The sequence below is a fragment of the Paenibacillus sp. B1-35 genome, from assembly GCF_050474385.1.
GTDB lineage: Bacteria > Bacillota > Bacilli > Paenibacillales > Paenibacillaceae > Paenibacillus_B > Paenibacillus_B alvei.
On sequence record NZ_JBCHVJ010000001.1, the window covers coordinates 540,639 to 554,976 of the forward strand.

The following is a 14,338-nucleotide window of genomic DNA, read 5'->3' on the forward strand; positions in this document are numbered from 1 at the left end:
GCGTCCTAATTCTCGTCAACCCTCGTGAAAAAAGTCAGGTTCTAATAGGATTTTCCTAATAGCAGGAAATGCTGTGGGGGAGGACTTCGTGAGGACTTCGTGAGACGGATTGGGCAGTAGAACAGAGGGAGCGAGGTTCCCTCTGTATTTTTTTGTGATTGATTGTAGAGCATGGATCATTAAGACATATCGGATTCCTTGCTCGGGACATTTAGCTGCTGCTGGTTGACTGGGAGTGTCATGACTGCTCCAGCGTGCAGGTTTAACAATGCGATCGTTTCTTTCGTATTCATACTGAATCCGCTTTGTGGGGAATGCAGGTAGTTGATAGCGACGGGCAGCTGATCGATTTTCGCTGTTTGAAAGCTGTCATTTTGCTGTGTTTCGCTCAATAACACCTTGCTGCCGTCAGGCCTAACGAGATACTGCCTGATGTAACCGTCTTCGCGAGCCGTGACGAGACGGCCTTTTTTGTCCCCTTCTTTTTCTTCTTCCTTGCTCGCGGTTTCTTTCATCGTATCTGCAAATAATGCCTCTTGGCCTCGATTGGTTCGGTTAGCAGCAGGCGAGAATCGGTAAATTGGCGATTCAATGCGCATTTTCTTTATTCACTCCTTCATTTATTAAAAAAGTATCGTCATTTTATGTATCGGAAAAGCAAGTCCGTTTCTTTAATCTTTGTATGGGCTTAATATTTGCACCAATTCATTCGATGAAATAAAAATCCGGCAGGTTGCGCAGCAACTTTCCTGTATATAAGGCTCAACACGAATTTAATAGATTAGTTGATTCACCAGCTTTAATCGGGAGTTTGTAGGGGGACAAACATTTTACTGAACGAGTGGCCTTTTCCTATATTGGAAATGTATTTTATTGGTTAATAGACAGTCCTATGTTGAAATATGATTTTTTTTGATTGAAACTACTAATAAATGGTTGTATCATATAACTCAAGTATGCTTATGGTATAAAATAGAAATTCAGCTATTTTATGCAGTCCTTCGTTCTTACAATTTATGATCCAGGTGGGTGATAAGGTGGAAATAGGACATGAGACGAAAAATCTGACTGGGCGCATTAGGGAATCGCCCTCCGTGCTAGTAAATGAACTTGTGTTGCGACCGCAATTCGAATACGAGCTTCAATACCTATTGCCTTATTACATCCGCATTGAACAAGTAATGGCAAGAGAATATGCGCGCTTAGGAGTGCTCTCCGAGAAAGACATGCTTGCTATCGTCAAACTATTGGAAGAGATTGAGCAGAAGCGTTCTATCGGGGCAGACCCTGAAAGCAATATGTCCGATATCCTGTTTGCACTGGAACAATGCGTGCAGAGCCGCATGAGCCGCATGCATCAGTCATCCTCGGAACTTTGGCATATGGATCGCAGCCGAAATGACGTACAGGCCACAGCGCAGTTGATGTTCGCGAGAGATGCACTAATTCGAGTGACAGAGCATTTGCTGGATTTCACTGAGGCTCTTCACTTTCTCGCTAGGAATACCGCAGATCTTCCCATGCCGGGTTACACTCACTATCAGCCAGCTCAGATTATAACGGCCGGCTTCTACATATCCGCTATGAGCGAACAACTGGGCAGAACAATTCGCCGGCTGCTGGCTGTATTCGACGACATCGACGAATGTCCGCTCGGGTCAGGTGCGATGGCTGGGTTGGAACTGGCATGGGACAGAACATGCTTGGCTCAGCAGCTTGGCTTCTCCCGTCCGGGACGACATGCGTTGTCCGGCGTCGCGTCCAAGGAATGGATGCTGCACATTGCCGCAGAATTATCGACCTTGGGCGTCGCATTGAGTCGATTCGCCACCGATTTTATCAGTTGGGGAAGCAGCGGATATCACTTCATTGATTTACCCGATTCCTTATCGGGTATCTCCTCAGCAATGCCTCAGAAAAAGAATTTTCCCATCTTGGAACGCATTAGAGGCAAGACAGCTCACATCTCTGCCTACTATACGGATTTTGTCATGATTCAGCGTAATACGCCATATACAAACCTGGTTGAAACCGCAAAGGAAGGAGGCCGTCATTTTCAGGATCTCATCGACGCGACCTGCCATACAGCGGCGTTATTCACAACGGTCATTCGCCAATTGAATTTTAAAGATGAACGTCTGCTCGGCATCTGTACGCAAGAGTTTTTCGGAGGGTTCAGCCTAGCCAACCTATTGGCTCTTAGAGCCAATATTCCTTATCGGACGGCGCAGGTTCTGGCGGGCAGGTATATTGTCGCCATGCTTAACGATAAGAAGCTTCCTCAAGAGGCGCCGGCTCCGCTGCTGCAGGAAATTTGCTCCGAAGCCGGATACAGCATAGACATTGGGGAAAGTGAACTTCGCATCGCTTTTTCGATTGATCACAGTCTGTGGGGCAAATGCACCTCAGGCTCAGTTCGCCCTTCCGAGGTTTTGTCGCTGCTGGACGAGCAAGTCAAGGAATGTTTTAGCCACAAAGAGCGATTGCAAGCAAACAAGCGGCGGATCGGCCGCAAATCGGGACTATACGAATGAGTACTTAGCGATATCAAAGATACAGGAGAGAGAGGAAACATGATGCAGCATCAAATGTCCATCATCTGCACGGGTTCGGGTAAGGCTTGCGGCACGTTCGGGGAACTGCTTCAGGGTGTCAGTGTGGACGGCAATGATTTTCTGGTTACAATGCCGATCAATCGTTTTTCAACTGCCACGTTTACCTCTTACGACCAGTGTTCGGATATTATGGTGTATCCGAGCTCCAAGCATAAATCGAAACAGTTGGCTGATTTAATCTTATCTCATTACAGACTTCCGCCAGGTGGAATGCTGGAGATCGAAAGCAATATTCCTGTAGGAAAAGGTTTGGCGAGTTCATCTGCTGATCTTGTAGCTACGATACGGGCGGTCAGCGATTGTTTCCAATTGAGGCTTGATGAACGGCAAACGGAATATTTTTTAAGGAAAATCGAGCCGACCGACGGCGTGATGTACAGTGGAATCGTATCCTTTTTCCATAGGCATGTCCAGCTTCACCGGTTCCTTGGCGAATCTCCTCTCTTGACTGTGCTGGGAATCGATGAAGGCGGCGAGCTTGACACCGTCGAGTTCAACAACAAGCCCAAGCCCTTTTCGAATATGGAGTGTCGGGAGTATGACGATATGCTGTGCCGAATGACAGAAGCGATTCGCGCCAAAGACGTCCGAACGATCGGCGAAATTTCGACGCGCAGTGCGATCATGAACCAGAAACTATGTGAAAAAAAACGGCTGGACGATGTCCTTGCCATCTGTCGACAGGTGGACGCACTCGGGGTTATAGTGGCGCACAGCGGGACTTTTATTGGCATTTTATTTACGGAATCCGATAAAAGACATTTTCAACAGCTTCATGCTGCGCGCCTCTCGTTGCTTCGCCTAGCGGATGAGGTGCACCTGTTCCATGCTTGGAATGAGGATAAAAAGAAAGGAACGGCTGGACGACAGTGCCAGAATGACGAATTTCCTGGCCGGAACGGGAACGGTGCAGTCCAGACAGTAGGTGCGGCGACGCTGCTATACGGCAATGATCAGTAAAGGAGGGACGCGAGATGCTGCATGAAAGCATGGTAGACGCGGTGGGACGCGTACCGCTCGTCAAGCTTAGGCTCGATGAGCAGTGCAGAGGTAATGTGTACGCGAAATTGGAGCTTATGAATCCCTTCGGCATGAAAGATCGCGTAGCCAAACAAATTATCCTAGAAGCAAAAAAAGCGGGGCAGCTCAAAGACGGCGCTCCGATCGTGGAGAGTTCCTCCGGCACTATGGCTTGCGGCATTGCGCTTGTAGGTACGCATTTGGGCCATCCCGTACATATCGTAACCGACCCAAGAATCGACCCGATTACGATGGCCAAGCTTACATCATTAGGATGCCGCGTATACATCGTAGATAAGATGAACGAAAACGGATGGCAGGGGGCACGTCTGGAGAAGCTGCAAGAACTGCTAAACCAATACCCTGACGCATATTGGCCGCGTCAATACGATAATCCCGACAACCCTCGCGCCTATAAGGAGCTTGCCGAAGAGTTGGTGTCAGATCTTGGTCATGTGGATATTCTGGTTGCTTCCGTCGGCAGTGGCGGCTCCATGTCGGGTACGGCTGCGGAATTGCGCAGACATAATCCCAACATGCGCGTCGTTGCAGTTGACGCGACCGGCAGCGTTATTTTCGGTCAACCGGATCGCAAAGACCGATTGCAAAGCGGATTAGGCAACAGTCTTGTAGCGGCAAATGTGAACCATAGCATTGTCGACGAGGTTCATTGGTTAAATGACGAAGAATCGTTTGCGGCCACATTGCAACTGGCGGAACGCGAGAAAATATTTGCCGGCAACAGCTCCGGTTCAGTATATGCCGTTGCGCGGTGGATCAGTACTCGAGTCAATCCGGAGACGAAAATCGTCGCTCTATTTCCGGATCGAGGCGATCGTTACGTCGATACCATTTATAGCGAACGGTATCGGCTTGAGAAGGGAATTCACCAACTAAGGCTTCCCGATGAGCCTTTACAGGTTTCGGAGCAGTGCGTGGTTCATTCCTGGTCTTATACCCAGTCGAAAGGAGCATATGCAGGTGTGCGATAAACTGGTGTTCATAGAAGCCAATACGACCGGTACGGGCATGCTGGCACTGCGCAAAGCTGCCGAAATGGGATGGGAGCCACTTTTTTTGACCAATTGCCCCGATCGATATGACGGACTTATGGAAACGGGCTGTTCCGTACTTGTATGCAACACTAATTCCATTCCTGACATCGAACAAATGCTGGGCTCGGAAATAGACCGCGGTGCAATTTGCGGCTTTGCAACTACAAGCGAGTTTTATATTGAAACAATCGCCACCCTGAGCCAGCGCTACCAGCTTCCGGGCAACTCACCCCAAGCGATCAAGACCTGCCGCAATAAACATATGACGCGCTTGCGGCTGGAGGAGGCAGGAATAAGGCAGCCCGAATTCGCCGTCGTTCGTTCGGTTCATGAACTCGGCCAAGCTATCGGTTGCATAGGATTCCCTTGCGTAATCAAGCCTGCAGACGATAGCGGATCGAACCACGTGAAGCTGTGTAGGAGCCGAGAGGAAGCAGAACAACAAATTCGATTGATTCTGGACGTACAGGTAAATATGCGCGGACAATCCACGTCAATGACAGCACTAGTAGAGCAGTATATTGACGCGCCTGAATACAGCGTGGAAATGCTTTGCTGGCAGGAAACCATGCGCTGTATCGGCATTACGGAAAAACAAGTGGGCGGCGCTCCATTTTTTGTAGAGAAGAGACACATTTTCCCCGCCCCATTGTGCAAGAAAAGCGAAATGGAGATACGATCCGCCGTGGAGTCAGCTCTGCAAGCTGTAGGCTTTCGAAACGGCGCCGCCCACGTTGAAGTCAAATTGACGGAACAAGGCTGCTCTATTATCGAAATTAATGCTCGCCTGGCCGGCGGCATGATTCCAGAATTGATTCGCTACACAACGGGAATTGACGTTCTAGAGCAGCATATTCGCTGCTCAGTAATGAAGCCGGAACCATGGAACGGAGAGATGGTTGGATTTTCCGGCATTCAATTTTTGACAGCGAAAGAAGCCGGGGTGTTGCGCGAAGTGCTTGGCAGAGAGCGAATCGAGCAGTTGCCGGGTATGCGGCAATTGACAATTACGGCCAAGTCCGGTTCCCGCGTAAGGCTGCCCCATAACGCTTATGACCGGTTAGGTTATGTAATCGTTACGGGACGGACATACGAGGAAGTCCGGGATACGCTGGATCGGGCATCCGAGATACTGGAAGTACGGCTGGAGGATGAGGCAGCCGCAGCAAGCATCAATCCTTAAGAGGAGGGTGTATTCGGAATGGAGCGAAAGGAAAAAGAATTCAAATGCGTCATCTGGGATCTGGATCATACAATTTGGGACGGCGTTCTCCTTGAATCTTCGAATGATGTGCGACTGCGCCCAGGAATAGCCGAGGTTATCAAGGAGTTGGATGCACGAGGGATTCTCCACTCGATTGCAAGCAAAAACGATCATGCACATGCATATGCGAAGCTGGAGGAATTCGGAATTGCCGATTATTTTCTGTACCCGGCAATCAATTGGAACGCCAAGTCGTCCAATATCGCCTGGATTCAATCTAAACTAAATATCGGCATGGATTCGATGCTGTTTTTGGACGATCAGCCTTTCGAGCGGGATGAAGTTCAAAGCTTTCATCAAGAAATTGCTTGCTGGGCTCCCGACGATATACAGGGGCTGCTGGTTCATCCAAGGCTGAACCCGGCTTTCATTACGGTCGATTCGGCTCGACGCCGGCACATGTACATGCAGGATCAGAAACGTAACGAGGAAGAACTTCAATTTGAAGGGCCCAAAGAAGAATTTCTCGCCTCGCTTCGCATGGAATTCATTATTTCGGAAGCCCAGCATGAGGATTTAAAGCGAGCCGAGGAATTGACGGTAAGAACCAATCAATTGAATTCTACGGGAATCACTTATGATTTCGAGGAACTGAACTATTATTGCACATCGGAGCAACATAAGCTGCTCGTATGCGAATTAACAGATAAATACGGCTCGTACGGCAAAATTGGAATGGCGCTGATCGAGATGGGGGACACAGCCTGGCATATGAAATTATTGCTTATGTCCTGCCGCGTCATGTCACGCGGGGTCGGAAGCGTGCTTCTCAGTCATATCATGCAAGAATGCAAAGCGTCCAATAAAGTGCTGCGAGGAGATTTTCGCAAGACGGGACGCAACCGGATGATGGAGATGACCTACCGATTTTCCAACTTCAAGGAAATTTACAATCAAGCTGATCTCATTGTATTCGAAAACGACTTGTCGATCATACAGCCGCTTCCTTCCTATATTCGAGTTCGAATTGGAAATCATGCGGGGATTTAAATGAAATAGAGCAGGGAGATGATGTTGCCATGCATAAGGCTGGCATTATTGGCGCAGGTACCATGGGCATCGGCATGACGGTAGATCTCATTTGGCACGGTATCCCGTCTGTGCTGATCGACGTGAGCGAGAATGCGCTTGCCGCAGCGAAATCTGAAATTTTGAAAACCGTGCGGCTTGCTCCGCTCATCAACCGATCAGCCCCCCGGTTAACGGCTGACCAGGCACTTGAACTGGTTACGTTCGACACGGAGATTTCGGCTGTTGCAAACTGTAATTTTATTGTCGAAAACGCAACGGAGAACGAATGCGTAAAAAAGGAGATTTACGGAACACTCGATCAAATATGTCCGACAGAAGTCTGCTTCGCCGCCAACACATCGTGCATCTCCATTACCCGCATCGGCAGCTTTACCGGACGGCCGAGCAAAGTAATCGGGATGCATTTCATGAATCCTGTCTATATGAAATCCTCCGTTGAGGTCATTCGGGGTTATCACACCTCTGCAGATACGATTGATCAGGCTCATCGATTTCTGGACAGCTTGGACAAAGAAGCCATTCTAGTCAACGATATGCCGGGCTTTGTATCGAATCGGATATCTCATTTGTTTATGAACGAAGCGGTTTATGTCGTTCAAGATCAGGTCGCTTCGCCCCAGGAAGTGGACGACATCTTTAAAAAGTGTTACGGACACAAAATGGGACCGTTGGAAACCGCGGATTTGATTGGGCTGGACACCGTATTGGATTCCCTGAATATCCTTTATGAAAGCTATCAGGATACCAAATTCAGGGCGGCCCCCTTGCTGCAGAAGATGGTGGATGCCGGTTTGTACGGCAAAAAAGCGGGCAAGGGCTTTTACAACTATAGTTAGCAAGGAGGCAGAACGATGGAATTCCGGCGACTGACGGACATGCTTCATGCTGTAAGGCGACAGGAGGATAGAGGAATTACCTTTATCCAAGGAGGTGAAAAGGAACACTTTCTTTCTTACAAAAACCTGTATGACCGGGCTCGGCACCTGATCGGTTATTTTCAGGAAAAAGGAATCGTGCCTGGAGACGAAATTTTATTCCAAATTGAAGACGAAGAGCTATTTATTCAAATGTTTTGGGCATGCGTGCTGGGCGGTTTCATTCCGGTACCTGTATCGGTTGGCAGCAATGATGAGCATAAAAGGAAATTGTTTCAAATATGGGACGTGTTGAAGCGTCCCGTGCTTTTGATAGCTGAAACCAGCTATTCGTACGTAGAAGCTTTTTCTCAAAAAGCGGACTACCAAGATCGATGGTCCGATATGAAGAAGCGCACCTTGTTTGCTGACAGCATTGATTTCGCATCCTGCAGGCCCGGAGCCGTCCATGAGGCAGAGCCGTCGGATACAGCTTTTATCCAATTCTCATCTGGATCGACAGGAGAACCAAAGGGAGTCATACTGACCCACGATAACCTGCTTAGTAATATACTTGCGATGATAAACCGCTCGGCTATAGGATCAGAGGATTCAACGCTTAGTTGGATGCCCTTGACACATGACATGGGATTGATCGGCTGCCATATGGTGCCAATAGCCGCACAAATTCAGCAGTATCTCATGCCCACTTCCTTATTCATTCGCCGTCCGACACTATGGATGGCGAAATGCAGCGAACACCGATCGACTATACTTTCATCGCCGAATTTCGGCTATCAATATTTCTTGGGAAAATTCAAACAAGAGGCGGCTTCAGCATGGAACTTGTCCCATGTGCGGCTCATTTTTAATGGAGCGGAACCGATTTCAGCAGAGCTTGCCGCCCGGTTTATGGCTGCATTGGCTCCATGCGGGCTGAAGCAAAATGCGATGTTTCCCGTATACGGTATGGCCGAAGCTTGTCTCGCTGTAACCTTTCCCCCTGTCGGAGATGAATTGAATACGATGCACCTGAATAGAAAGCATCTCTCACTCGGAAGCGTCGTCAAGGAAACGGAAGCCGGAGAGGGCGTGTCCTTTGTCGATGTAGGCAGCCCGGTTGATGATTGCTGTATATACATCGGGGACAGCTCTGGCACGGATTTGGCTGAGCTGATGATCGGCGAAATTTACTTGAAGGGAAGAAATGTCACTTCCGGTTATTACAACAACGAATCGGCGACAGCCGAACGAATCACGTCCACCGGTTGGCTTCGGACAGGCGATCTCGGTTTTATGCGCAATGGAAGGTTATACGTAACCGGGCGCGTTAAAGACATTCTGTTCGTTAACGGGCAGAACGTATATCCTCATGATATTGAACGAGTATGCGAAGCTGTGGAACCGATCAAGCTCGGCACGATAGCGGCCTGCGGAGTAAGCAATCCCGAGGCGGCCAGCGACGATTTGCTCCTGTTCGTTCTCTATCGCGGCAAGCTGGAGGATTTCGCTCCCCTGGCGGTAACGCTGCGGAGCCATGTTCAGCGTCAACTAGGTATCACTGTTGAGCATGTCGTTCCGGTTACCAGGCTCCCGAAAACAACGAGCGGGAAAATACAGCGCTACAAGCTTGGCGAATGGTATCGGCAGCAACATTTCGCCGAAATCATCGAGCAGGTATCCGAGTATGTTCAATTGCACCTGCAGGAACGCCAACTCGCGATGCCCGTTTCGGGGACGGAAGAACGGCTGCTGGAAATATGCTGCCGATTATTAGGAGTCAACGAGATCGGCACACTTGACAGTTTGTTTGATTGGGGCAGCAATTCCCTACAGTTGACCTATTTGATCGCAAACATCAGAGCAGAGTTCGGCGTAAAAATCTCTTTGCACGACATTTTTCATCAGCCGACAATTCGACAAATCGCCCATTTGATCGAACATGCTCAAGCGAGCGATGCGGATGAAGTCATAATGGAGGTCGATCCCTCTGAAAGATCGATATTCCCGACAACGCCGCCGCAGCGCCGAATATATGCCTGGCAGCAATTAAACAAGCAAGGAGTAAGCTACAATATTACCGCCGTCCTGAAACTGGAAGGGCCGCTATCCTTTGAGCAGGTCGAGAAGGCTTGGTCGGCAATTGTCAAGAGACATGGAGCGCTGCGCACTTATTTCAATTTTCAGGACGGAGAACCCGTGCAGCAAATCGCTGCCGTTTCTGACCTTGCTGTCAGACTGGACTACGAAGAAGTCTTTGGCGGCATCGATATCCAAAATTATGCGGACTCGTTCGTTCGACCTTATGATCTTCATCATGCGCCGCTTTGGAGGACAAAGCTGTGCAAGACTTCGGAAGACCAACATCTGTTCCTGATCGATCTTCATCATATCGTGATCGATGGAACATCCATGCACATCATCATGAGCGAATTCGTTCAGCTCCTGTTGAATCAGAGTCTCGGCCCGTCGCCCCTTTCCTTTGCCGATTATGCCTTGTGGCGGGAGAAACAGCCTTTATCTGAAGAGCATCAAGCTTACTGGCTCGCGGAAATGTCGGGAGAACTTCCCATACTTGAGATGCCGACCTGTTCTCCTCGTCCTGCCCTATTATCTGGTGCGGGCGACCACTACTTCGACAGGCTGAGTAAAGAGCTTGCGGAGCGCTGCAGGAGCTTCGCTCGCGAACAATGCGTAAGCGTCTATATGGTGCTTTTGGCAGCATACAAGCTTATGCTCGCCCAATGTACCGGACAGCAAAATCTTGTCGTCGGCACATCGTCTGCCGGGAGAACCATTCCCGGTACAGAACGAACCGCCGGCATGTTCGTACAAACGCTAGCGATTCGGAGTCAGCCGGAAGGCCATAAAACCGTATCCGAATATGTTCGGGAAATCAAAGAGAAGACGCTGCTCGCTCTTGAACATCAGGATTATCCGTTCGAGCGGTTGCTTGAGAAATTGCCAATCCGGCGGGATGCGAGCCGAAATCCGCTGTTCGATACAATGTTTGTCTATCAAAATATGGACAAAGCAGCCTGGCGGGAGAACGAGCTTCACATCGAACGCGTTCCTTATTCCGCGAAATCATCCAAATTTGATTTTTCGCTCATTGTGGAGGATTTGGACGATACATTCGCGCTCGATTGGGAATACAGCCTGGATTTGTACGAGCAGGGCATGATATCGGAGCTAAATGCTTACTATTGCGGGATTTTAAGTCAAATGTGCGAGAATCCGGAGAATCGATTATGCGAATTAAACGTCTTGAACTCGTCCCAGCAGGAGGAACTGCTGCGAATGGGGGCAGGCCCGGAAGCCGATTATCCGAAAGACGCATTCATTCACTGGCTGGTCGAGGATCAAGCTGCCATGACGCCCGATCATACCGCCATAGAGGACGGGCAACGTTCGCTAACTTACCGGGAACTGGACGAGCAGACCAATCGCCTGGCTCGCGTTCTTGTCGCTAATGGCTTGCAGCGGGACATGCTGGCTGCTATTTTGCTGCCTCCGTGCTTAGAGCAGATCGTCTGCATTCTGGCCGTGATGAAGGCAGGAGGAGCCTATCTGCCAATCGATTCCGATTATCCGGCGGAACGCATTGCTTATTTGTTGGAGGATAGCGGTGCGCAGCTTCTGTTAACAGGCGGTCATTTGCGCGATAAGCCGAGATTTTCAGGCAGAGTGGTCGATGTGCTCGATCCGTCCTTACTGGAAAAGAGCAGTCCCGAGCCGATAACGCGCTCTGGTTTACCTCGTCAGTTGGCCTATGTTATTTATACGTCAGGTTCTACGGGAAAGCCGAAAGGCGTCATGGTCGAGCAACAGGGGCTGGTCAATTATATATGGTGGGCACGAAAAGTATACGCAAACGGGGAGAAGGCTGATTTCCCTCTGTATTCTTCAATCTCGTTTGATTTGACCGTAACCTCTATTTTTACCCCTCTCGTAACAGGCGGTAAAATCGTGATTTACGGAGATGACGACAAGGATTTGGCCGTGCAGCGGATTTTCAAAGACAATAAAGTGCAAATCGTAAAGCTGACGCCTTCTCATCTCAAATTCATTAAGGAATGGGACAACCGTCATTCGATGGTAACGGCGTTGATTGTTGGCGGGGAACAGTTGGATATGTGTTTGGCCTCGGAAGTTTTTGACAGCTTTGGCGGAGAGGTTGCGATTTTCAATGAATACGGACCGACTGAAACCGTAGTCGGATGCATGATTTATCAGTTTGATGCGCAAATTCGGCGAGCGTGCGTACCGATCGGGAAAGCTGCCGATAATGTCCGCATCTACTTGCTGGATGGCAGTCAACGGCTTGTGCCGAAATTCAGCGTTGGTGAAATTTACATTGCCGGGGATGGTGTTGCACGAGGATATTTAAAACGGTCCGATTTAACGCGGGAGCGATTCGTAGAAGATCCGTTTGCCGAGCGCCTAGGTGCTGTTATGTACCGGACCGGGGATTTGGCTCGTTGGTTGCCGGACGGCAACATGGAGTATATCGGACGCGCTGATGATCAGGTCAAAATCCGCGGATATCGCATCGAACTGCAGGAGGTTCAGCATGAACTCCAGCAACTATCCGGAGTCCGTGAGGCTGTCGTGGCGGCGCAACAAGATAACGCCGGGCAAGCTTATTTATGTGCGTATGTGATCGCCTCCAGACCCGTTTCGATATCCGTCATTCGTAAAGAGTTGAACCACACGCTGCCGTCCTACATGCTGCCGGCTTACGTCGTTCAGGTCGAGCATATCCCTTTGACTGCGAACGGAAAAGTCAATTTCCATGCTCTCCCCAAGCCTCAAGACAACATTCGTACGAACAGGGTGACAGGGGCGCCGCGCAACGAGACGGAAGAAACGTGCGCGCGCATCTGGGCGGAAGTTCTAGATTTGGACGGAATAGGCATTCATGATGAGTTTTACGAATTGGGTGGAGATTCCATTAAAGCCATCCAAATTTCATCCCGGCTTAAGCAAGCAGGGATTTCGGTCGAAACGAAACAGATTTTGCAGCATCAAACTATCGGTTCGCTGTGCGAGAATCTGGATATGAATGCCGTTGCGAAGCATTATGAACAAGGCCTTATTTCAGGAGATAAGGAAATGTTCCCGATTGATCATTGGTTTTTTGAACAAAAGCTCCGGCATCCCGGTTATTACCATCAGAGCGTGCTGCTGAAAATGAAACAGCCGATCGTGCTGGAACGCCTCCGTACTGCGCTTGGGCAGCTCGTTTTGCATCATGACGGACTAAGGCTGAATTACCGGGCAGACGGCGGCGAATCCCTATTTTATCAAAATAAGCATGCGCATCTATCTTTTCCGCTTGAAACCTATGAACTGAAGCAGCAATCCGAAGAACAAAACATGCTTGAAATCGAAGCAGCAGCAAGAAGCTTGAAATCCAAATTGGACATCTATAAAGATCTGCTCATCCGAGCAGTCGCATTTACATCGCAACTCATAACCGAATATGTGCTGATTACGGCTCATCATCTTGTCATCGACGGAGTATCGTGGCGCATTTTGCTGGAGGATGTCAAGCTTGCATACGACCAGTTATCCGAGTCCCGGCCTGTCGCATTGCCGGCCAAAACAGCCTCTCTTCGCGACTGGCACGAAGGCTTGCGGCAATATGCGGAGCAAGCGGAAGTCAAGCAGCAAATCGACTATTGGAGCGCTAACCAACAGGCTCAGCACTGGTTCTTTCCTCAAGCCGCGGAAGTCAAAGATTGGACTTCTGGCCGCAGAGAATGCCATGTCACATGGATTGATGATGAATGTACCCGCACGTTGCTTACACAATCACATCGGGCATTCAACACCGAACCGGTGGACTTGATGTTAACCGCTTTTGCCAGAACCATGCACTTCTTTACCGGACATTCCTTGATCGGATTGGAACTGGAGAATCATGGGCGTCATTTGGAAGGCATTGACGCTTCACGGACGATAGGCTGGTTTACGGCGCTATTTCCGCTTAGGCTGGAACTGCCGCAGGCCTCTCTATCCAAGCAAATTCAATCAATTAAGGAGCAATTGCGTCAGATTCCGGATAAAGGAATCGGTTATGGAGTTCTTGCTTATATGAATAGAGATCTCCTCGAACGAAGCTGCGAACCTGCGCCGTTCCGCTTTAATTACTTGGGGCAATTCGGCAGGGAAGCGGATAATGACTGGTTTGAGCTGGTTTATCAAGAACATGCCATGGAATGTCATCCGGATAATCGAATGAGCGCCAAATTAGAGCTGAACAGCCTGGTGATGAACGGAAGGCTAAGGCTGGAATTGATGTATCACTGCGAGGCTTATGATCAAGAAACGATCGGGCATTGGATGAGCGTTTATGTACAGCAGTTGCAGGATATTATTTCTCATGCCACCAACGAGCGCGAGGAGCAATTTACTCCTTCTGATTTCGATACGGTCGAAATTTCACAGCAGCAGCTTGATATGTTGTTTAAATGAATTTTTTACTACGTGAAC

At 49.2% G+C, this 14,338-nt stretch carries 8 protein-coding genes; 7 read left to right on the forward strand and 1 reads right to left on the reverse strand.

Annotation, left to right across the window (positions count from 1 at the left end; all coding sequences use genetic code 11):
• Nucleotides 1–179 precede the first annotated feature (179 nt).
• Entirely contained in the window at nucleotides 180–599 is a 420-nt protein-coding gene (locus tag ACQ5BJ_RS02440) for a hypothetical protein (protein WP_289355515.1), read from the reverse strand.
• Between the two features lie 438 nt (nucleotides 600–1,037).
• Here ACQ5BJ_RS02440 and ACQ5BJ_RS02445 point away from each other — a divergent pair, with 438 nt between their 5' ends.
• The 7 genes from ACQ5BJ_RS02445 to ACQ5BJ_RS02475 are packed head-to-tail and all read left to right on the forward strand — an operon-like array spanning nucleotide 1,038 to nucleotide 14,320.
• A complete protein-coding gene (locus tag ACQ5BJ_RS02445) occupies nucleotides 1,038–2,534 on the forward strand; it encodes an argininosuccinate lyase (RefSeq protein ID WP_268620264.1) in 1,497 nt (498 codons plus the stop codon).
• 39 nt (nucleotides 2,535–2,573) lie between these two features.
• Nucleotides 2,574–3,575: a kinase gene (locus tag ACQ5BJ_RS02450; protein WP_262866741.1), complete on the forward strand. Its 1,002-nt coding sequence runs from the start codon at nucleotides 2,574–2,576 to the stop codon at nucleotides 3,573–3,575.
• A 14-nt stretch (nucleotides 3,576–3,589) separates the two neighbouring features.
• The gene (locus tag ACQ5BJ_RS02455; RefSeq protein WP_268620262.1) at nucleotides 3,590–4,627 is read left to right on the forward strand and encodes a cysteine synthase family protein; all 1,038 of its coding nucleotides are present in this window, start codon (nucleotides 3,590–3,592) and stop codon (nucleotides 4,625–4,627) included.
• Nucleotides 4,617–5,873 carry an ATP-grasp domain-containing protein gene (locus ACQ5BJ_RS02460; protein WP_289355517.1) on the forward strand — a complete coding sequence of 419 codons (1,257 nt, stop codon included), beginning with the start codon at nucleotides 4,617–4,619 and terminating at the stop codon, nucleotides 5,871–5,873. Before ACQ5BJ_RS02455 ends, ACQ5BJ_RS02460 begins: the two co-directional genes overlap by 11 nt.
• Nucleotides 5,874–5,891: 18 nt before the next feature.
• Complete coding sequence (locus ACQ5BJ_RS02465; protein ID WP_005550896.1) at nucleotides 5,892–6,944, forward strand: HAD-IIIC family phosphatase; 1,053 nt, start codon at nucleotides 5,892–5,894, stop codon at nucleotides 6,942–6,944.
• A 29-nt stretch (nucleotides 6,945–6,973) separates the two neighbouring features.
• Complete coding sequence (locus ACQ5BJ_RS02470) at nucleotides 6,974–7,822, forward strand: 3-hydroxyacyl-CoA dehydrogenase family protein (RefSeq protein WP_005550895.1); 849 nt, start codon at nucleotides 6,974–6,976, stop codon at nucleotides 7,820–7,822.
• 15 nt (nucleotides 7,823–7,837) lie between these two features.
• Nucleotides 7,838–14,320, forward strand: a complete 6,483-nt coding sequence (locus ACQ5BJ_RS02475) for an amino acid adenylation domain-containing protein (RefSeq protein WP_430108262.1) — start codon at nucleotides 7,838–7,840, stop codon at nucleotides 14,318–14,320.
• Nucleotides 14,321–14,338 lie beyond the last annotated feature (18 nt).